Below are 20,368 nucleotides of genomic sequence, written 5' to 3'. Positions count from 1 at the left end.
AAATTTTCTTCTCTGTATTAAATTAAAGTCCTTCGGCCATATCCAATGCTTTACGCAAAGCAGCCAATTTATTGTGTACTTCTTGTAGTTCACTCTCTTCTGAAGACTGAGCAACAACACCTGCACCCGCTCTGTAATGAAGCTTATTATCCAAGCTTAAAAACGAACGAATCATTATAGCGTGGTTAAAATCTCCATCGAAACTCATAAAACCAATAGCACCACCATAAAAACTACGACGAACATTTTCGTATTTATCAATTAACTCCATTGCTTTGTATTTTGGAGAACCTGATAAAGTACCAGCAGGAAAAGTATCAGCAACAACTCTTAAAGGATCGGTCCCTTCTGTTAATTGACCGTTTACTTTAGATACTAAGTGAATTAAATGAGAGTAATATTGAATTTCTTTAAAAACTTCAACTTTAACATTATTCCCGTTTCTACTCAAATCATTTCTAGCTAAATCAACTAGCATTACATGTTCTGAATTTTCTTTCGGATCATCATATAATTGTTGAGCTATTTCAGCATCTTTTTTATCATTACCTGTACGTTTAAAAGTACCTGCAATTGGATGTATCGTCGCTTGTTTATCTTTTACAATGATTTGTGCCTCTGGTGATGAGCCAAAGATTTTATATGTACCATAATCAAAATAAAATAAGTAAGGTGATGGGTTGATAGAACGCAGTGATCTATAAACATTAAACTCATCCCCCTGAAAATCTTGTTGATACCTTCTTGAAAGTACAATCTGAAAAACATCACCTCTAAAACAATGGTCTTTCCCTTTTTTAAGAACTTCTAAAAATTCTGAATCAGTAAAGTTTGTAGTTTCTTCACCTTCTCTTTTAAAATGATAGGCAGGAAAGTTTTTACTCTTTATTAAAGATTTTATCTCTTCAATTTTACTTTCAGAATTTTCTCCTTCAGGAATATGCTCAAAAATATGTAACTCATTCTTAAAATGATTAATTGCTATTACATATCTAAATGCTTGATATCTTATCTGAGGAATTTCAGTATCAACTTTATCAGCATCAAATTCAATTTCTTCAAAAGATTGAACTGCATCATAAGTCATGTAACCAAATAAGCCATGTGAGGCAAATTTTTGATTATCATTCTGCTTATATTCAAAAGATTTAGAAAATACCGATAACTCAGTTAGAGCTTCTTCATGAGAAGATAATTCTCTTTTATTTTCTTCTTTATTAGGATATTGAACTCTTAATAATTTATCGTGAACAGAAAATTCCGCAACAGGTTCACAACAAATAAATGAATAACTGTTGTCTGCTCCATGATAATCAGAACTTTCTAATAATAAGCTATTTGCAAATCTATCTCTTACCCTTAAATAAATACTTACTGGAGTAACAGTATCTGCAAGTAATTCTGCATGTGTGTTGATAAATCGATACATATTTTATAAAATCTATTAGTATAGTAATGTTAGAACATAAAAAAAGCCCACTGAGTGAATCAGCGAGCTTTTTAAAATCTATATTTTAAAATAAAGCCTGTACGCGGACAATCACTCAATTAGTTGAAACTGAGCGCCACCACCATGACTTTACGATATTTTTTTTTGTTTTTATCATTTCGCAATAAAACTAGGAATTAAGAATGAAATTCGCAATCAAATCTTAATTTTTATAGTAAACTACACTCAAATTAAATATTTTTTAGTCTAATACTTTCATATTTTCCACAATCCAATTACCATGTTCATTTTCAAATAATGAAATTGAAACATGAACACTATCTTTCTCTCCTTGTATTGGAATAACAAAATAGGCTTTTCCTTCTGTAGAATTATTTTCTATTTCTACTTTTCCTTCACTATCCCATTTATCAACACCCGTTATATCACCAACTCTTTTATGAATTAACGTACTTAATTTAATTTCTTTCAGAGCTTGATGGTAAGCAGGAGTTTCTTGAATTGATTCGAATGAAAAGTAAAAGATGATCATGAATAATACATACACACTACCTACAATTACACCTAATACTATAAGTTTTTTCTTCATTATTCTTTTGTAATTCTAATTGGGCAATTTAATCAAATGCTAAAAAGTAACTAATGACTTTAATTGAAAGTAAGATAAAATTGCTTTTAGATAAAAAAAGTTGCCTTACTTAATATAAGACAACTTTTTTATTCAACTTCTTAAGAAGATTCATTAGTCAAGATTATAAGCACAAAGCTTACCATCAACTACAGCAAATAAAATTCCTTGTTTTAATTCAATTTTATAAACAACTTTTCTATTACTACCTACTTCCATTCTATCCTCTTCTTTACCAGATTCCTTATTTACTTTTACAAATTGTAATAAGTCACCAGCTTCCGTTTTAGTACCTTCCATAAAGTAAATGTTTTTACCATCAGTCTCAGCTGTACCGTGTAACTCAGACTCTTTTTTTAGTTTATCTAAAGCATCAAATGCCGAATCACTAATGTCTGCTACTTTTTCCGCATTTTCAGGGCTCATGAATACGCCAAATTCTATATCATCAACTTCACCTCTTGCTCCTAAAACAGATGTTGTCATTGCTGTTGTTGTTAAAGCTGCTTTAAGTAACCTATCAGATGTTAGTTGTTTATAATAACCTTGTCCTAAAACATTTCCTTTGTCATCTAAACGTAAATACTCTTGCATTCCTGTTAGGAAATATCCATTACTTAAAACTTCAAACCCTAACATTTCTTTAGGTTTTTCAATATCAAGTTTGAGTTTTTCTAATTTCTTTTCAACTTTATTTGGATTAAATAAGTACAATTTCTTTTTATCCAAAACAGCTACAATATTTTTAGAGTTATTAAAAGCCACTTTATCAGTTTCTACTTTTGCAAACCATTTCTTTTTACCAGTTTCCTTGTTATAAAAACCAACACCTCTACCATGAACCATTAAAATTCCTTGTTCATACTCTCTTTTTATTACACCACCTTCAATATCTTCATCCATATCGAATTTAATAGGCTTTTTCCATAATTCGTCTCCATCTTTTGCAGAAACCATCATGATTTTATTTGCATAAAAAACCTCTAGCTCATCATTAGGTTTTTGATTAATAGTTTTAACATTATTAGCCTTAAATCCTTTTTTCCATCTCTGCTCACCAGTTTTGAAATCAAAAATATTTATACCAGATCCATAGTTTACTAAAAATTCTTCATCATTTACATTTTGAGCACTTCTAAAATTATCATCTAATTTTAATGATTTTTTCCATAGTGGCTTACCGTTCGATAAATCAACAGCAATAATTTTTTTCGATAACTTTGGGTTTACAGAAGTAGTTGATTTAAATCCAGAAGGAGCTTCCACAACTACTACAATATCTTCTGCATTATTTAGGAAAAATGAACCAGGGCTACATATAAATCTCCATTTCTCTTGTCCTGTTTTTCCATCAAAAAGGATTAACTCTTTCTTTTCTTTATAAATAATATCTCCATTCTTAGTAGTTTTAGGTACTAACGCTACACTAGGAATAGAAGATGTCTTATTCATTAACTGAGAAGTTGTAGAATATTTCCCTAAATCTTTTTGCCAAGCAACTTTTTTAGTATTTAGATCTATATTATACACCTTTCTTTGATTATCCTCAGTAACAACCTCTAAAATTGTAGAGTATGCTGCAGATAAAAAGTTACTTTTTAATACCTCTTTGTAGCTTCCTGCAGGAACAAGTATTTCACCTGTTGATACATTAACGATTTGTTGATCTATAGATACTAATGGTGAATTTGGTATTGGATCCCAAGATTTCTTTGCAAAAGCACTTAAACCTACATCTGCTCCAGCCATATCTGAGATATTACTAGCAGTATTTAACGCTTCATTAGTAGCATCTTTCTTTATTTTCCAAAGTGGCTTTTTATTTACAGGGTCTATTCCGTAATAAAATTTCGTTGTTTCTAAAACCGAAATTCCTGTAAATGCATGTGTAAAAATTTGTTTTTCTTTTCCTTCAATAGAGAAACTCCAATCAGAAGACCTTTGAGCATAGATAAGTAAACTCGTTAGTGCGAATAAAATAGTTAAAAAATACTTTTTCATTGTTGTAAATTAATAATAGTTACTTTGTCTTTTTTAGTTTTTATATAGCAGATACCTATTTAAAGAAGTTGATGGTTTGCTTATCTAAAACTAGTAATAAAACAATATCATCTAACAATAATTAAATTTAAATATTTACATTTATTAAAATAATTCACATTAAACTACAAATAACCCTATTATCAATATTTTAGAGATTAAATTATTACTTTTATAAGAAACTCTAGTACTTTCGTTTTCCATTATCACTTAAATGTATGATCCATACCAATCAACTTAAATTTACCTATCCAAAAGGGTCTGAAATAAGCTTTGAAAATTTTAATTTAGAAGCAGGTAACGAAATGCTTATAATTGGACCTTCTGGTTGCGGTAAAACAACATTGTTACACCTTATTGGAGGTTTACTACAACCAACTACAGGTGATATAATAATTAATAATAAGAATATTGCTCAGCTTAAAGGTCAAGAAATGGATAGTTTCCGTGGGAAGTACATTGGAATTATATTTCAAAAACCTCATTTTGCAAGAGCCCTAACGGTTGGAGAAAATCTATATTTTGCTCAGAAAGTTGGTGGAAATAAAATTGATAAGGAGAGAGTAAAAGAACTACTAAACAGACTTGGTATAATAAAACATATCGATCGTTCACCTCAACAAATGAGCGAGGGTGAAAAACAACGATTATCTGTTGCCATGGCTTTAATCAATAAGCCTTCTATATTACTTGCAGATGAACCTACTGCTAGTCTTGATGATACACATGCTACAGAAGTAATTAAACTTCTTCGGGAATTATCTTCTGAAGAAAATACTGCGTTAATTATTGTAACACATGATAGTAGGTTAAAAAACGAATTCAAAGAAAATATTTTGACGTTAAAGTCAATACAATAATATCATATGAACATCTTTAAGTTTGCTTGGAAAAACCTTTGGCACAAGCCAATGAGTACTGTATTAAACCTTGTACTTTTTGCTTTTGGAGTGAGTATTATATCTGCTTTATTACTAACTCAAGATTATTTCTCGAGTACATTAAAGAAAAATCAAGCAGGTATAGGCATGGTTATAGGTGCAAAAGGAAGCCCACTACAGCTTATCCTTTGTGCCATTTATCAAGTAGATACTCCTACCGGAAATATCTCTTTAAAAGATGCTAGTAGATTAAAAAAACATCCTCTTGTTGCTAAAGCCATACCACAGTCTTTAGGTGATAGTTTTAAAGGGCATAGAATTGTAGGTACAACCCATGAGTATGTAGATCTTTATAAAGGTAAATTAGCAGAAGGTAAATTATGGGGAGAACATACTCCTTTAGAAGTTACTATTGGAGCTGCTGCTGCAAAAAAACTGAATTTAAAAATTGGAGATGATTTCCATAGTTCTCATGGTATGAGTGAAGGAGGACACGATCATGAAGATGAACATTTTAAAATTGTTGGTATTTTAAAACCTACTGGAACTGTTATCGACCAATTACTATTAACTAGTTTAGAATCAATTTGGGATGTTCATAAACATTCAAGCAAGAGTAAAGCAAATTATGGTAACCTTTCTGATAAAAAAGAAGATACTCTTGATAAGCAAATTACAACAATGCTAATTAAATTTAGAAACCCAATGGGTGCTATTACACTCCCAAGAATGGTGAATGAGCAAACATCTATGCAAGCAGCTCTTCCTTCTTATGAAACCGCAAGACTATTATCTTTAGTGGAAAATGCTATTACTGCTTTACAATATTTAGCGATCGCAATAATTATTGTTTCTGGTTTGAGCATTTTTATTTCACTTTATAACTCATTAAAAGAACGTAAATATGAACTTGCGTACCTTAGATCTTTAGGTACTCCTCAATCTTATATTTTTGGATTATTATTGATAGAAGGTTTATTGTGCTCATTACTAGGATTTAGTATCGGTATTAGTATAAGTCATTTAAGTATCTTCATAGCTGCTAATCAAGTGGATACTTTGACAACATTAAATATTGGAGGAACTACCTTTGTTACAGGTGAAATCTATTTATTTGCAGGAACACTAATTGTTGGTTTCGTAGCATCAATAGTTCCAGCAATTCAAGCAGCAAAAACAAATATCTCTCAAGCTTTATCAGAATAAAATCATGAAATTATATTTTTTATCAATAATTACTTTCTTTTCTATTCATTGTACTGCTCAAAATACATCAACAGATGTTTGGAAAACATTAAGCCATGTTGAAATGGAAACATCAATGGATGAAACATTAGGCTTTGAAGTATCGGAACCCATTTTTGGTGGAGAAGTTGAAATGATAGATGGATCAATAATTACAATAAGTGGTTATATTCTACCAGTAGATAGTGAAAATGGCACAAGTATATTATCCTATATGCCTTTTGCTAATTGTTTTTTCTGTGGGAATGCTGGTCCTGAAACAGTAATAGAACTAGATATACCCAAAAAGCAAAGCTTGGTAAACAAAAAAGTTACGGTAAAGGGAAGGCTAAATTTAAATAGGGATGATTTTTATAGCTTGATTTATAAATTATCTGCAGCTAAAGTTATTGAGGTAGAAAATTAAATAGTACAAACTTTACTCGAACAATGGCTAGCTTGTCTGAGATTAATCAAATGACAAGCAATTAGTAATAAAGAAGCTACATAAGATGTTACCGCTAACCAAGTAGGTTCGTAACCCACATATTTAATTAACATTGTAACTGCATAAACCATATAAGAAATCCACATACCAACTTTTAAACTAGATGTATGTGTTTTTCTACTGGCAAACCAAACTGCAATTCCACTAATTGCAATCATAGAAAGATCTAATATCCCCCAGACGTCAATTTGGTGAGCATGATTGTGACTTTCATGAACATGAGACATTGCTGAACTCACGACAATAACACCAGATGTTAAGATACAATGAATTAAACAGAATAATGATCCTGTAAATCCAATCTGATCTGCGTATTGTGTTATTTTACCTTGAAGCCTTTTAATCATGCTACAAAATAAATGGTTCAAATTTAGAAATGCAAACATGTTGCAAATAACATCCAGTTGCAAATAGATAATAACTCTTAAACATCAACAAATCGTCATATATTCATCTTTTTTACCATTTATTTAGAATGAATATGTGAAGAAACTTGAAGATGACGAACTTTTATACAAAATTGCGGTTTCATTAGAAGTAGATTTATTCTAAATAAGACGAAAAAATGATTGACGTTGAACAACTTCGTAAAGAATTTCCCATCCTAAGTACTGAGGTAAACGGCCACCCATTAACCTATTTTGATAATGGTGCAACAAACCAAAAACCAAAAGTAGTTATTGATGCATTAGAGGAATATTATAAAGGATATAACTCTAATGTACACAGAGGAGCACATACTTTAGCAGATAAGGCTACCGGAGCATTTGAAGAAACTAGAACGTTACTTCAAAAGTTTATTAACGCAGCTAAGTCTGAGGAGATTATTTTTACAAGTGGTACAACTGAAGGAATCAATTTAGTAGCTCAAACTTATGGAAAGACAAACCTTTCTAAAGGAGATGAGATATTAGTTTCTACAATGGAACATCATTCTAATATTGTTCCTTGGCAATTAATTGCTGCAGAAAAAGGAGCTACAGTAAGACCTATTCCAATTTCTGATAAAGGTGAAATTATCTTTGAAGAATTTGAAAAAATGCTTTCTGATAAAGTGAAGATTGTTTCTGTTGTTCATGCTTCTAATGCTTTAGGAACAGTTAATCCTGTAGAAAAAATTATTGAAAGAGCACACGCATTTGGTGCTAAAGTACTGATTGACGGAGCGCAATCTGCAGCTCATTTACCTATAGATGTTCAAGAACTTGATTGTGATTTCTTTGTATCATCTGCTCATAAAATGTTTGGGCCTACAGGAATGGGTTTCTTATATGGAAAAGAAGCCATTTTGAATGATATGCCTCCGTATATGGGAGGTGGTGAAATGATTAAGGAAGTTTCTTTTGATGGCACTTCTTTCAATACATTGCCTTATAAATTTGAAGCGGGAACACCAAATATAGCAGATACTATTGCATTTGGTAAAGCTATTGAATTCATCAATAAGTGGGGCAAGGAAGAGATGGCTGCACATGAAGCTGCAATCCTTAAATATGCTACAGAAAAACTAAAAAAAGAAGTTCCTACTGCTAAAATAATTGGTGAAGCAGAAAACAAAGTTTGTGTTTTATCATTTATAATTGAGAATATTCATAACTATGATGTCGGTATGATGCTAGATGCTCGCGGTATTGCAGTAAGAACAGGACATCATTGTACACAGCCTCTTATGGCAAGATATGGCTTAGAAGGAACAATTAGAGCTTCTTTCTCTGCTTACAATACATTCGAAGAAGTGGATCGTTTTATAGAAGGGTTGGTACGTATTGTAAAAATGTTTGGTTAATAATTAAGGTGAAAGATTATGACAGTTGCAATAAAAAATATAGAAGAAGTTCAAAACGAAATTATTGATGATTTCGATTTACTAGATGGTGATAGAGAATCTACAATTTTCTACATTATGGAACTAGGACAAGAGTTACCTAAACTAGACGAACAATATATGATTGATGAAAACCTAATTAAAGGTTGTCAGTCTAAAGTTTGGTTAACTACAGATTTCCAAGAAGGACGAGTAATTTATTCTGCAGATAGTAATACTGATATTACTAAAGGTCTTATCAGTTTATTAATTCGTGTTTTAAATAACCGTACTCCTCAAGAAATCATAAATGCTGATTTATTCTTTTTCGAAAAAATCGGAATGAACGGTGTAATTGGTTCTCAAAGATCCAACGGATTTGCTTCAATGATTAAGCAAATGAAATTTTATGCTCTTGCTTACAGCGCTAAAAGCTAATCCTTTTTAAACAGAAATAGTACAGTCATGACTGAAGAAAATAAAGAAACAAGCCAACCTGTAAGCACAGAAGCTTTAAAAGAAAAGGTTGTTGAAGCTATAAAAACAGTTTACGATCCAGAGATACCTGTAGATGTATTCGAGCTAGGTTTAATTTATGACATTAATATAATTCCTCCTTTAAATAAGGTACACATATTAATGACTTTAACTACACCTTCTTGTCCTTCTGCAGAACAAATTCCTGGTGAAATTCAGTTAGCAGCAAAAGAAGTTGAGGGTGTTACAGATGTAGAAATTGAACTTACATTCGAACCTCCTTACACAACAGATATGATGTCTGATGAAGCAAAGTTAGAACTTGGCTTCATGTAAAATAGATTTATAAAATAATAATATAACAAACAATATGTATCCTGAACATTTAACTACTCCAATGAAAATGGAGTTAACAGACAATGGCTTTGCAGATTTAAAAACTGCTGCTCAAGTAGAAGAAGCTGTTGCTCAATCTGGCACTACTCTTTTAGTAATTAATTCTGTTTGCGGTTGTGCTGCTGGTACTTGTCGCCCAGGTGTTCTTCACGCTGTAGCTACATCTCCAAAAAAGCCTACGCATTTAACAACAGTTTTTGCAGGTGTAGACCCAGAAGCAGTTGCTAAAGCAAGAGAATTAATGTTACCTTATCCTCCTTCATCACCATCAATTGCTTTGTTCAAAGATGGCGAATTGGTTCACTTTGTAGAAAGACACCATATCGAAGGACGTTCTGCTGAAATGATTGCTGAACATTTAGTAGCTGTATTTGACGAATACGTAGACTAATTTTTAGTCCATTACATAAAAAAATCCCATTAGATTTATTTCTAATGGGATTTTTATTTGATTAAATTTTATTGATTATTTCACATTAAATTTAAACTGAATTCTTCTATTTTCATACCTTCCTTCTCTAGTTGCATTAGAAGCAATAGGTTCCATTTCTCCTTTACTTTTCACTGTAATTCGATTAGGATTTTCAATATCTTTAAAAAAGAATGCAATAGATTTAGCACGTTGTAAACCTAAGTAATCATTATATACTTCCGGACCTGTACTATCTGTATGCCCTGTAATCTGTAATGACTTATTCGAGTTTAAAATTAAGTAATCTTTGATCTCTTTTAAGATTTCATTTTCTTTTGCATCAAATGATTCTGATCCAAAAGGAAACTGAATAGTTAGATTTTCAATTCTTGATTCAAAAGCTAAATCTTCTGTAGATTTTGTAGTTGCTGATGCAACTTCTTCATTATCGTGGTTAGGATCATAATTTACATATCCATCTTCTGCAACTTGATCTTGGATGTACCTAAGATTAACAGTTGCATTGCTACCTACTTTAATTTTTGTAGAAAGCTGCTCTCTATTAATCCCATTATCTTCAAAGTATTTTAGAATTTCATTCGCTCTATCCAACCCATCTTGAGTTCCATCATGCGTTACAACCAATTCTAAATATGCACATTGTTTTAATTCCGATAATAATGATGCTAAAACACTTTCATGATCATTTACAAAATCATAAGATGCCTGATCGTAAGATACTGCACTACAATCTGAAGCCCTTGATACTATCTTCTTATATCCCTTTGGACGAATAATATATTCCATTCTATTATTTTTCCAATGTGTAAAAGAAGAGGCTATATAAAGTGGAAATTTAGATCCATAACCAATATTTTCACTAACAAGATTTTCTGAAGACATTCCTAATGTAGACAATGCTTCTAAAGTTTCCATTGTCTTTGTTTTTGATTCAAACTCTTGAACTAACTTGCTTTTAGAGTCATCAAAGTCTGAATGACCTACGATTTCAAAGCTATAATCTGGATATTTATCAGTAAACTCTTTAAATGCATTTAATTCAGATCTAGAAGTTGACATATTAATTTCAGAATCATCAAAATAAACATTAAAGAGTGGCTCTGATTTATTAAGGTCAAATCTCTGAAGATCATAAGTAATATCTAAAGTTACAGTTGGCTCTTTAAATGTATCAAAATCTATCCGATCAGATTTAAACATATAATCTTCAGCAGTTATTTCAATTCCATAATCTCCTGCACAACGGTGCATCCATTCAATTTTACCATCTTGAGATAGAATTACTTCTTCCTTCTCAACTTCTTGTGTCTTAATATTAATAAGCTTTACAGTCGCTTTTACCTTTCTATGATCAGAAGTGTTCACTTGAGTCGTTAAGAATAAAACCTTACGTCTATTGTGTTCATTATTTTTCACACAATAAATATCATAGCCACCCATTCCTTCTTCTCTAACAGAAGAAAAATAAGATTCAGAACCATCCGATGACATTACATAAAATAAGTCATCACTAGCAGAGTTTACAGGATATTTCAGTTGTTCTAATTCTCCTAGAGTACCTGATTTTAAATCAATGTCAACTCTAAAAACATCATAACCTCCAATACTATTATGTCCTTGAGAGCTAAAATATAGAGTTTTACCATTTGGATGGATATAAGGTGACTCTTCATTTAAAGAAGTATTAATCTTATTTCCCATATTCTGAGGCATAGCCCATTCTCCATTAGGAAGCTTTCTAATGATATATAAATCTTGCATTCCTTGAGAACCTTCTCCTTCTCTGTTACTAGTGAAAATTATCACATTCCCATCACTAGACATACTCATATGCGTTTCCATAGCACCTGAGTTTATTGGTGCAGAAACAGGTTGAGGTTCTGTCCAAGTACCATTATTATTATGAACTTCGTAGATATCACCAGGGTTATTAGTACTAGCACCAACACTCCTATAAAGAAATAATTGTTTACCATCAGATGATAATGCAATTGCAGCATCGTGTTCATCTGTATTAATTTCTTTAAATTCTTTTGGAGTACCCCAAAAACCATCTTCTCTCCTATCCATATAAAATACATCTTGATATGGAAGTTGATCATGAGGGTCTAATTCATGGTGACTTGAAATATCTTGACGGTGAGAAGTAAAATACAAACGCTGTCCATCAACAGTAATAATTGGTGTAATATCTGGAAGGTATGTATTTGCTAAAGACAGATTAAGTAAAAGTTTATCATCTACTTCTGCCATAAAACTATAGCCTCTTTTACACTGGTCAATATATCTATCAAGTTCAGCAATACTATAATCTACATAGCCAGGGAACTTTTTCTTTTCTTTCAGTTGATCTTCTGATAAACTTGTAAAAAGAGCCTTTTCTTTTTCATAAAAAGCTTCAGCTTTCTTGAACTCATGTAATAACTGGTAATTTTTACCTAGCCAGTAATTGATTTGTCTAAAATTATTATCTTTTTCGTAGGTAAGTTCAAAGTGTGATAATGCATCTACTCTATTTTTAGTAGGTGAATTAAACACTGCAATACCTAAATAATATTGACACAAAGAATCTGAGGGAGCAATTTTAACAGCGTCCATCATTTCTTCTTCTACAAAATGATATTCTTCTAATTTTAAGTACGTTTCAGCTTCTTTTAATTGCTTTTTTACTTTACCTGTAGTCTGTTTATTTTGAGCACTTACGTTGTAACATAGTAGTAGTAAAAAAATCAAATTAATGATTGGGTAGTTTTTCATGTTGGATGAGAGAGTTTCGTAGTTTGATTAAAATTTAATTTATTGTTCATTTAAAAATTCTAACGGGGTGAATGAAATTCTACGATTTTTCATTCTTCCCTCTTCTGTATTATTATCTGCAACAGGAGAATCAAAACCATATGATTTATATTTCAGCCTATTTTTTTCAATTCCCAAAATTACTAATTGTTGAACAATTATTCTTGCACGTTTCTCACCTAAAATATAGTTAAAAGAAGATGTTCCCGTATTATCGGTATGTCCACCCACCTCAATTACTAAATTTGGATATTTATCCATGACATTTACGACTTGATCTATTACGTAAAAACTTTCAGGAGTTATCGAATTACTTGATACGGCAAACATAATTATTCCTTTAATATCCATTACCTCACCTAACTCTGGAATAATAACAGGAAGAGGTACTTCTTCCACAACTTCTTCAAAAACCACAAGTTCTTCTGGAGTTCTCACAACGTATTCAATACGTTCGTTTTTCATTCTACCAGTTTTAATATCGTTAGAAGCTACTGGATGTTGCCACCCATATCCTTTTGCTGCAATTTTATCAATCGAAATTCCTAATTGCGTTAATGATTTTACAATTGCTTCTGCTCTAGCTTGTGTTACATTAAGATTTACTATAGAATCTTTTTCCATACCTCTTGCAGAATGAACACTTATATCTATAACAAACTCATCCAATTGATTTACATAGCTAGCCAATGCTTTTAATTCATAAGATGATTTATTTTCTAAATCACTATATGAGCTAAAGAAAATATTTTTCAATTCTTCTCTCTTTTGATCAGCCGTTTTCTGAAGTTTTATATTTTCAACTAATTCGATATAATCAGTTTGGTCTTTTATGTTGATATTTTTAGAATGAAATAAATAACCATTATGAGAAACCCTAAAGCCATAATCATTATTAGGTTCTAAATACATTAAATATTTCCCTCCTTTTGCAATTTCTTGATGTACAACCTCACCAGTTTCATTATTAATAACCTCTACAGTTGCTTCAATCAAATTACCTGATTCATCATCTCTTACTTCTCCATTTAAAGCAATAACATTGATTGTTTGAGATGGAATTATAGCCATATATATATCCTGACCTCCTTCACTATCATCTCTTATAGAAGAAAAGAAACCTCTTTCTCCATCTGCTGATATAGAATAAAAGATATCATCATCAGCAGTATTTATAGGGTAACCAATATTTTTAGCTCTACTCCACTCCTGTTTATTATCATCCCATTCAGAATAAAAAATATCGTAACCACCCATTCCTTTATGTCCCTTAGAGCTAAAATAAAGTACTTTACCATTTGGATGTACAAATGGACTTTCTTCTGGAAATTTAGTGTTTATATTTTCACCTAAATTTGTTGGCTCTCCCCATGCTCCATATTCGTCTTTATGAGCTACATAAATATCCGTTTCTCCAAATGCATCTTTACCTGAACGGTTACTTGTAAAATACAACGATTTACCATCAGCTGTTAACGTTGCATGCGTCTCCCAATTATCAGAATTAATACCTTTAGGTAAAGCAGATGGTGTAGACCAATTTGCTCCATTCCACTCACTCATGTAAATATTTCCAGCTAATAGTTTACCACTCGCTTTATTATCACTTTTATATAAAAATAAAGTATTACCACTTGGTGATAGTCCTACTGCAGCATCGTGTCCTGAAGTATTAATAGTTTTACCGATTGGTTCTGCCTTATCCCAATTTCCACTATCATCTCTTCTTGATATATATATATCTTCATAATACATCCCTGAAACAGGATCTATTTCACCCCCATGACTATCAGATCGTCTTGAAGTAAAAACCAATGTTCTTTCATCTGCAGACAGTACAGGTGCAATTTCTGGATATTCAGTATTTATATTAGGTCCTAAATTAATAATCAACATCTCTAGAGAGTCATTCATTAATTCAATACTAGTTTCACATTGAGACTTTAAAAATGTTATATCCTCAATCTCATCATCATCTAAATATTGATTATATGTAAGAAAACTCCCATAGATTTCTTTAGCTTCAGAAAATTTATGATTGTATTGTAAAGCTTTTGCTAAATAATATTGAATATCAGGGTACTCTTCTTTATCTACTACTTTTTGTAAATATTTTAGTGCCTTACTTTTATTTAAATTGGATGAAAACAAATAAGAAATTCCAACTAAATAATTCCATTCTTGATCTATTTCCCCTTCTTCTTCAACCTTTAGTAATAGTTCTACAGCATTATGGTATTCTTCAAAATCCATATATTCTTCAGCATATTTAATATGCTTTTTAAATGTAGAAGAATGTTTTACTTTTTGTGCTGAAGCTGTTAATGAAAATATTAATATAAAAAGTAAGAGTACTTGAGTTTGAAAGTATCTCATAAAAGTTTAGTTCGTTTGTTAAACAGTAATAGATTATGTAAACAAAATCATACATTTCAAGGTTTTATGCAATAAGCATTGTTCATAGAAATGAAAAGTGTAATTTTGCGTACTAAGCATTACAATAGGAATAATGCGGTACAATATAAGTGATATCTGTTACACTAACGTATTGACGGAGAAAAAATTGCAAAAAAAATGGCGGTATTACCATATAAAGATAGAAACGAAGGAAAAAAAGAACAAGTAGCAAAAATGTTCGATAACATTTCCTCAAATTATGATTTATTGAATAGAGTTCTTAGTGGAGGTATTGATATCTACTGGAGAAAAATTGCTATCAATAAATTAAAAAAATCTCAACCTAAAACAATTTTAGATGTTGCTACTGGCACTGGAGACCTTGCACTTCAAGCTTGGGCAACTTTAAAACCAGAGAAAATTACTGGTGCAGATATTTCTGCAGGTATGGTAGAAGTTGGTAGAGAGAAAGTTGCTAAAAAAGGTTTATCTAAATTTATTGATCTACAAATTGGTGATTCAGAAAATTTACCTTTCGAAGATAATTCTTTTGATGCCGTAACTGTAGCTTTTGGTGTTCGAAATTTCGAGAATTTAGAAAAGGGTCTTTCTGATATCCAAAGGGTACTAAAACCTAATGGCACATTAGTTGTACTTGAGTTCTCACAACCACAATCTTTTCCATTCAAACAATTGTATAGATTTTATTCTATGAATATCTTACCAATGATTGGAAAAATTGTTTCTAAAGATAACTCTGCGTATACTTATTTACCAGAATCTGTAGAAGCCTTCCCTTATGGTAAAGCATTTACAGATATCTTAGATAAGTTAGGCTATAAATCCGTAACATGTACATCACTCACATTTGGAATAAGTTCTGTTTACACAGGACAAAAATAATTACTACATGTTTATTCTTATTGTTGAGCATTGGGTTTACTTCTAAATCTTACGCTCAACAAAAAGGAAAAACAAGTACTATATATAACTTATCTAACTTCGATAAGAAAAAACTTCATTATGGCTTTCAAATTGGATTAGTTTCTACACCAACTGGTGTAAGGATGAACGAGAATGCGATAAAATATGATAACTCTGGTCAACCTCAAGATTTATTAACCGTAAATCCTGAAAATACAATGAGTTTTTTATTGGGCTTCTTATTGAATGTCAACTTATCAAAAGATAACCATTGGGCTTTACGTTTTTCACCAAATGTAACTTTTTACGCTCGCAATTTTACATCAGAAATTACTTTTAAAGAAGACGGAAGTGATATTGATGTAAGAGACCTTGATCAATTACAATCAAATACATCTTTAGATTTCCCTATTCTATTAAAATATCAATCTGATAGAAGAAAAAATCATCGCCTTTATTTACTAGGAGGTTTTACTCCCTCATTTACAGTTGCTACTAAACAAGATTCTCCTACTGAAGAATTTTACATCAACATGAAAAAATTCAATATGTCTTTTACATGGGGATTCGGTATACACATATACAACAAAATGTTTTGCTTGTCTCCTGAGATACGAATTTCTCATGGATTATTAAATGTAGCTGATAATACACAGGAATCTATTTTTATGCCTTACGTAGATGCAATAAGACAACATAAAATATCCTTTATCATCAATTTCGAAGGATAATTGATGATAAAGGATTTATTTATATAACACCTACTTTTTACTTTAGTTAATCAGTAGGTGTTGCTGTTTCTTCTTGTCCCTCCTCCTTTTCTTTAGGAGTTCCTATTTCAATTCCAGCAGTAGTAATTTCATTACTTTCATTTAAAGCTCTATCTGCTATATTAATAGTAAATTTAATTGAATCTCCTTTATTTAGTGGAGATTGAAGTACGCCATCATAATACAATACTATTCCATACCTTAACTCTCCTTCTAATGGTCTTTCTCTTCCAGAATCATTTAATCTAGGGAATCTACCATTAAAATCTTGTTCTGCTTCAAAAACAACAGACCTGTAAATCCCATCATCCTCTTTTCTAAGAATCGAAACAAAATAATTATTATGGTATTTATTGGCTACTGTATCCTCAGGTAATTTATCTTGTTCATAAGGTGCATAGGGGCCATTAATGTCATCTTCTGATAATCCTAAATCACCATCACCATCTCTAAAGGTTAGTGCTATATAAACACTATCATTAAGCTCTGTAGGATTATAATTTTCAATCCAAGCAAACTCAATTTCTGGTTCTAATGGAAACTCGGGTTCACCGAAGCATGATGTTAACATCATAAGCATTAACAAATAGCTTAGTTGCTTTATATATTGTGTTATATATCTTCGTGAAATCATATTAATTATAAATTGATTATTTAAATTTAGTGGTAGAAAATAAGAACAGATAATTTACTATTTTAGTTACTAATAGTAACATAGTCTTATAGTTTCTGACTACTAAGAAAATCATTTCATTACATTCTTAAAAGCAATAGATGGAATTCATTGATCAATTCAAGAAAAAAATATTTTCTATTAAGACAGATTCAGAGTTTGAAGAAGCTACTCTTGAAGCTTTTAATTACCAAGCAATAAATAACCCTATTTATAGTCAGTATATTTCTTACCTTGGAGTTTCGCCTAATAAGATACATAAGATTACTGATATTCCTTTTATGCCTATTGAATTTTTTAAGACTCAAAAGGTACTTTGTGATAATTCTAAGGTTGAAAGGACTTTTCAAAGCAGTGGAACCACAGGAAGCGTACGTAGTAAGCATTATGTTTCCGATTTAAATCATTACAAAAATATTACTACCTCGTTTTTTCAAAAAATTTACGGACCATTAAAAAACATTCATCTTCTAGCTCTTTTACCTAGTTATTTAGAACGAAAAGATGCTTCTTTAGTATGCATGGTTAGTGATTTTATGAATCAGTCTGCAAAGCAATCAGACTTTTACTTAAATGACTTAGAAAGGTTGGCCCACAAATTGCGAGAAATACAAAAGAATGGTGAGAAAGCTATTTTATTAGGAGTTACATTTGCTTTACTTGATTTTGCCGAGAAGTTTCCTTCGGATTTTTCTAATATCATTATTATGGAAACCGGAGGGATGAAAGGTAAAAGAAAAGAACTAACGAGAAGTGAAGTACATCAACAACTTAAAGATGCGTTTAATTCTAATAATATTCATTCTGAATACGGAATGACAGAACTTTTATCGCAAGGTTATTCTTTAGGTGATGAACAATTTGTTACTCCTTCTTGGATGAGAGTTTATTTCAGAGAAATAAATGATCCTTTTTCACTTTCTAATTCTATTAGAGGTGGTATAAATATAATTGACCTTGGTAATATCGAATCTTGTTGTTTTATTGAAACAAAAGATATTGGAGCACCCGGAAAAGATTTGAATCATTTCTATGTTTTAGGGCGTTTTGATAATACAGATGTTAGAGGTTGTAATTTGATGGTACAATAAAATTTTAATAATGAAACGTTTTTTAATCCTTTGTTCTGGAATTTTACTTTTAGGTCTATCTTCTTGTAGAACATATAAAACGTGTCCTACTTATGCTAGTAATGAGATTCAAAAGGCTAGTATCCTTTCAGAAAGTAATCAATAGAGAATAACTCTATCCTAGATAAATAAGAAAGCCATAAGATATTTAATTATCCTATGGCTTTTAGTTTTGCTATTTTTTTGAGATCTACTTTCTTTAAAAAAGTATAGCCACAAAAAAAGGTTAGTCAACATCTTGTGTTAACTAACCTTCTATATATAATAAATGTGGCGTCGACCTACTCTCCCGGGGGTTAACCCAGTACCATCAGCACTGTGGGGCTTAACTGCTCTGTTCGGAATGGAAAGAGGTGAACACCCACGTCATTGACACCATCAATATCTTAATGTCTTTGATCATCGAATCTAATCACTAATACCAAATAACTCTTCTAAATAAGTTATTTGACAGTGAAAAGGAAAAACTTTGCTAGCACTCTATCACTAGAGTGCTAACCGTAAAAGAAAAGCTCTTGGGCGATTAGTACTTCTCAGCTGAATGTATCTCTACACGTACACTTGAAGCCTATCAACGTCATAATCTATAACAACCCTTATATGGAAATCTCATCTCGAGGTGGGTTTCGCGCTTAGATGCTTTCAGCGCTTATCCGCTCCACACATAGGTACCCGGCGATGCTCCTGGCGGAACAACCGGTACGCCAGAGGTGTGTCCAACTCGGTCCTCTCGTACTAAAGTCAGAGCCTCTCAAATTTCCTACGCCCGCAACAGATAGAGACCGAACTGTCTCACGACGTTCTGAACCCAGCTCGCGTGCCACTTTAATGGGCGAACAGCCCAACCCTTGGGACCTTCTCCAGCCCCAGGACGTGACGAGCCGACATCGAGGTGCCAAACCTCCCCGTCGATATGAGCTCTTGGGGGAGATCAGCCTGTTATCCCCAGAGTACCTTTTATCCTTTGAGCGATGGCCCTTCCATGCGGTACCACCGGATCACTATGTCCCACTTTCGTGCCTGTTCGAAATGTCTCTCTCGCAGTCAGGCTCCCTTATGCCATTGCGCTCTTCCGACGATTGCCGACCGTCGTGAGGGAACCTTGGAAAGCCTCCGTTACTCTTTTGGAGGCGACCACCCCAGTCAAACTACCCACCAAACAATGTCCGGACATTTAGCCCGTTAGACCGTCGAACAGGAAAGGGCGGTATTTCAACAATGACTCCAAAACGCCTAGCGACGCTCCTTCACAGTCTCCCGCCTATCCTACACATTCCTGGCCAACGGCCAACGTTAAGTTGCAGTAAAGGTTCATGGGGTCTTTTCGTCCCGTTGCGGGTAAGCGGCATCTTCACCGCTACTTCAATTTCACCGAGCTCATGGCCGAGACAGCGTCCAGATCGTTGCACCATTCGTGCAGGTCGGAACTTACCCGACAAGGAATTTCGCTACCTTAGGACCGTTATAGTTACGGCCGCCGTTTACTGGGGCTTCAATTCAGAGCTTCACCGAAGTTAACTCCCCCTCTTAACCTTCCAGCACCGGGCAGGTGTCAGGCTATATACTGAATCTTTCGAGTTCGCATAGCCATGTGTTTTTGTTAAACAGTCGCCTGGACTTCTTCGCTGCGGCCTCTTACAAAAGTAAGTAGGCGCCCCTTCTCCCGAAGTTACGGGGCTAATTTGCCTAGTTCCTTAGCCATGAATCACTCGAGCGCCTCGGATTACTCATCCTAACCACCTGTGTCGGTTTGGGGTACGGGATCCAATAATATAATCTTAGAAGGTTTTCTCGGAAGCGTTTCGTATCGTTATCACATTGACCGTAGTCGCTATGT

The 20,368-nt window shown here is 32.5% G+C and carries 18 protein-coding genes and 2 rRNA genes (1 of these 20 running past the window's edge); 11 read left to right on the top strand and 9 right to left on the bottom strand.

Translation table 11 applies throughout. The features are described from left to right. Positions 1–22: 22 nt before the first annotated feature. From EI427_RS20305 to EI427_RS20295, 3 genes are all read right to left on the bottom strand, one after another. A complete protein-coding gene (locus EI427_RS20305; RefSeq protein ID WP_126618181.1) occupies positions 23–1,429 on the bottom strand; it encodes an anthranilate synthase component I family protein in 1,407 nt (468 codons plus the stop codon). Between the two features lie 262 nt (positions 1,430–1,691). Next, positions 1,692–2,039, bottom strand: a complete 348-nt coding sequence (locus tag EI427_RS20300; RefSeq protein ID WP_126618179.1) for a cytochrome c oxidase assembly factor Coa1 family protein — start codon at positions 2,037–2,039, stop codon at positions 1,692–1,694. Positions 2,040–2,192: 153 nt separating this feature from the next. Continuing rightward, positions 2,193–4,079 (bottom strand): outer membrane protein assembly factor BamB family protein, encoded by a 1,887-nt coding sequence (locus EI427_RS20295; protein WP_126618177.1) that lies wholly within the window; start codon positions 4,077–4,079, stop codon positions 2,193–2,195. A 257-nt stretch (positions 4,080–4,336) separates the two neighbouring features. On the opposite strand from EI427_RS20295, the gene EI427_RS20290 reads away from it, so the two are divergent. Genes EI427_RS20290 through EI427_RS20280 form a run of 3 tightly spaced genes read left to right on the top strand, consistent with a single transcriptional unit; the run spans position 4,337 to position 6,650 of the window. Next, entirely contained in the window at positions 4,337–4,978 is a 642-nt protein-coding gene (locus EI427_RS20290; protein WP_126618175.1) for an ABC transporter ATP-binding protein, read from the top strand. Between the two features lie 6 nt (positions 4,979–4,984). Continuing rightward, a complete protein-coding gene (locus EI427_RS20285; protein WP_126618172.1) occupies positions 4,985–6,205 on the top strand; it encodes an ABC transporter permease in 1,221 nt (406 codons plus the stop codon). Between the two features lie 4 nt (positions 6,206–6,209). Continuing rightward, positions 6,210–6,650: a hypothetical protein gene (locus tag EI427_RS20280; RefSeq protein WP_126618171.1), complete on the top strand. Its 441-nt coding sequence runs from the start codon at positions 6,210–6,212 to the stop codon at positions 6,648–6,650. Here the strand turns inward: EI427_RS20280 and EI427_RS20275 are convergent. Continuing rightward, positions 6,647–7,078: a MerC domain-containing protein gene (locus EI427_RS20275; RefSeq protein ID WP_170178554.1), complete on the bottom strand. Its 432-nt coding sequence runs from the start codon at positions 7,076–7,078 to the stop codon at positions 6,647–6,649. The genes EI427_RS20280 and EI427_RS20275 overlap by 4 nt on opposite strands. Before the next feature lie 218 nt (positions 7,079–7,296). Here EI427_RS20275 and EI427_RS20270 point away from each other — a divergent pair, with 218 nt between their 5' ends. The 4 genes from EI427_RS20270 to EI427_RS20255 are packed head-to-tail and all read left to right on the top strand — an operon-like array spanning position 7,297 to position 9,799. Then, positions 7,297–8,517: an aminotransferase class V-fold PLP-dependent enzyme gene (locus EI427_RS20270; protein WP_126618167.1), complete on the top strand. Its 1,221-nt coding sequence runs from the start codon at positions 7,297–7,299 to the stop codon at positions 8,515–8,517. 18 nt (positions 8,518–8,535) lie between these two features. Then, a complete protein-coding gene (locus EI427_RS20265; protein ID WP_240655335.1) occupies positions 8,536–8,973 on the top strand; it encodes a SufE family protein in 438 nt (145 codons plus the stop codon). 27 nt (positions 8,974–9,000) lie between these two features. Then, on the top strand, positions 9,001–9,348 hold the full coding sequence (locus EI427_RS20260) for an iron-sulfur cluster assembly protein (protein WP_126618165.1): 348 nt from the start codon (positions 9,001–9,003) through the stop codon (positions 9,346–9,348). A gap of 34 nt (positions 9,349–9,382) precedes the next feature. Beyond that, positions 9,383–9,799: a BrxA/BrxB family bacilliredoxin gene (locus EI427_RS20255; protein ID WP_126618163.1), complete on the top strand. Its 417-nt coding sequence runs from the start codon at positions 9,383–9,385 to the stop codon at positions 9,797–9,799. Between the two features lie 75 nt (positions 9,800–9,874). Here the strand turns inward: EI427_RS20255 and EI427_RS20250 are convergent, their stop codons facing one another. Then, complete coding sequence (locus EI427_RS20250) at positions 9,875–12,598, bottom strand: OmpA family protein (protein WP_126618161.1); 2,724 nt, start codon at positions 12,596–12,598, stop codon at positions 9,875–9,877. A gap of 39 nt (positions 12,599–12,637) precedes the next feature. After that, complete coding sequence (locus EI427_RS20245) at positions 12,638–15,013, bottom strand: OmpA family protein (protein WP_126618159.1); 2,376 nt, start codon at positions 15,011–15,013, stop codon at positions 12,638–12,640. 198 nt (positions 15,014–15,211) lie between these two features. Here EI427_RS20245 and ubiE point away from each other — a divergent pair, with 198 nt between their 5' ends. Further along, positions 15,212–15,937: a bifunctional demethylmenaquinone methyltransferase/2-methoxy-6-polyprenyl-1,4-benzoquinol methylase UbiE gene (gene ubiE / locus EI427_RS20240; RefSeq protein WP_126618157.1), complete on the top strand. Its 726-nt coding sequence runs from the start codon at positions 15,212–15,214 to the stop codon at positions 15,935–15,937. Further along, positions 15,886–16,689 carry a type IX secretion/gliding motility protein PorT/SprT gene (gene porT / locus EI427_RS20235; RefSeq protein WP_126618155.1) on the top strand — a complete coding sequence of 268 codons (804 nt, stop codon included), beginning with the start codon at positions 15,886–15,888 and terminating at the stop codon, positions 16,687–16,689. Before ubiE ends, porT begins: the two co-directional genes overlap by 52 nt. Positions 16,690–16,735: 46 nt before the next feature. Here the strand turns inward: porT and EI427_RS20230 are convergent, their stop codons facing one another. Continuing rightward, positions 16,736–17,302, bottom strand: a complete 567-nt coding sequence (locus tag EI427_RS20230; RefSeq protein WP_126618153.1) for a hypothetical protein — start codon at positions 17,300–17,302, stop codon at positions 16,736–16,738. A gap of 200 nt (positions 17,303–17,502) precedes the next feature. On the opposite strand from EI427_RS20230, the gene EI427_RS20225 reads away from it, so the two are divergent. Continuing rightward, positions 17,503–18,492 carry a LuxE/PaaK family acyltransferase gene (locus tag EI427_RS20225; protein WP_126618151.1) on the top strand — a complete coding sequence of 330 codons (990 nt, stop codon included), beginning with the start codon at positions 17,503–17,505 and terminating at the stop codon, positions 18,490–18,492. A gap of 10 nt (positions 18,493–18,502) precedes the next feature. After that, on the top strand, positions 18,503–18,637 hold the full coding sequence (locus EI427_RS26370) for a hypothetical protein (RefSeq protein ID WP_262708872.1): 135 nt from the start codon (positions 18,503–18,505) through the stop codon (positions 18,635–18,637). Between the two features lie 162 nt (positions 18,638–18,799). On the opposite strand, the gene rrf is transcribed toward EI427_RS26370, so the two are convergent. Beyond that, a 5S ribosomal RNA gene (gene rrf, locus EI427_RS20220) occupies positions 18,800–18,911 on the bottom strand. A gap of 123 nt (positions 18,912–19,034) precedes the next feature. Next, positions 19,035–20,368: ribosomal RNA gene (locus EI427_RS20215) — 23S ribosomal RNA — on the bottom strand (it continues 1,543 nt past the right edge of the window).

It is taken from the genome of Flammeovirga pectinis, from assembly GCF_003970675.1.
Taxonomy (GTDB): Bacteria; Bacteroidota; Bacteroidia; order Cytophagales; family Flammeovirgaceae; genus Flammeovirga; species Flammeovirga pectinis.
This window is presented reverse-complemented; position numbering and strand designations above follow the sequence as displayed.

What these genes read in the sequence shown, in the direction of transcription:
- EI427_RS20305 (WP_126618181.1), bottom strand. Translation starts at nt 1,429, where the DNA reads ATGTATCGATTTATCAACACACATGCAGAATTACTTGCAGATACTGTT.
- EI427_RS20300 (WP_126618179.1), bottom strand. Translation starts at nt 2,039, where the DNA reads ATGAAGAAAAAACTTATAGTATTAGGTGTAATTGTAGGTAGTGTGTAT.
- EI427_RS20295 (WP_126618177.1), bottom strand. Translation starts at nt 4,079, where the DNA reads ATGAAAAAGTATTTTTTAACTATTTTATTCGCACTAACGAGTTTACTT.
- EI427_RS20290 (WP_126618175.1), top strand. Translation starts at nt 4,337, where the DNA reads ATGATCCATACCAATCAACTTAAATTTACCTATCCAAAAGGGTCTGAA.
- EI427_RS20285 (WP_126618172.1), top strand. Translation starts at nt 4,985, where the DNA reads ATGAACATCTTTAAGTTTGCTTGGAAAAACCTTTGGCACAAGCCAATG.
- EI427_RS20280 (WP_126618171.1), top strand. Translation starts at nt 6,210, where the DNA reads ATGAAATTATATTTTTTATCAATAATTACTTTCTTTTCTATTCATTGT.
- EI427_RS20275 (WP_170178554.1), bottom strand. Translation starts at nt 7,078, where the DNA reads ATGATTAAAAGGCTTCAAGGTAAAATAACACAATACGCAGATCAGATT.
- EI427_RS20270 (WP_126618167.1), top strand. Translation starts at nt 7,297, where the DNA reads ATGATTGACGTTGAACAACTTCGTAAAGAATTTCCCATCCTAAGTACT.
- EI427_RS20265 (WP_240655335.1), top strand. Translation starts at nt 8,536, where the DNA reads ATGACAGTTGCAATAAAAAATATAGAAGAAGTTCAAAACGAAATTATT.
- EI427_RS20260 (WP_126618165.1), top strand. Translation starts at nt 9,001, where the DNA reads ATGACTGAAGAAAATAAAGAAACAAGCCAACCTGTAAGCACAGAAGCT.
- EI427_RS20255 (WP_126618163.1), top strand. Translation starts at nt 9,383, where the DNA reads ATGTATCCTGAACATTTAACTACTCCAATGAAAATGGAGTTAACAGAC.
- EI427_RS20250 (WP_126618161.1), bottom strand. Translation starts at nt 12,598, where the DNA reads ATGAAAAACTACCCAATCATTAATTTGATTTTTTTACTACTACTATGT.
- EI427_RS20245 (WP_126618159.1), bottom strand. Translation starts at nt 15,013, where the DNA reads ATGAGATACTTTCAAACTCAAGTACTCTTACTTTTTATATTAATATTT.
- ubiE (WP_126618157.1), top strand. Translation starts at nt 15,212, where the DNA reads ATGGCGGTATTACCATATAAAGATAGAAACGAAGGAAAAAAAGAACAA.
- porT (WP_126618155.1), top strand. Translation starts at nt 15,886, where the DNA reads ATGTACATCACTCACATTTGGAATAAGTTCTGTTTACACAGGACAAAA.
- EI427_RS20230 (WP_126618153.1), bottom strand. Translation starts at nt 17,302, where the DNA reads ATGATGTTAACATCATGCTTCGGTGAACCCGAGTTTCCATTAGAACCA.
- EI427_RS20225 (WP_126618151.1), top strand. Translation starts at nt 17,503, where the DNA reads ATGGAATTCATTGATCAATTCAAGAAAAAAATATTTTCTATTAAGACA.
- EI427_RS26370 (WP_262708872.1), top strand. Translation starts at nt 18,503, where the DNA reads ATGAAACGTTTTTTAATCCTTTGTTCTGGAATTTTACTTTTAGGTCTA.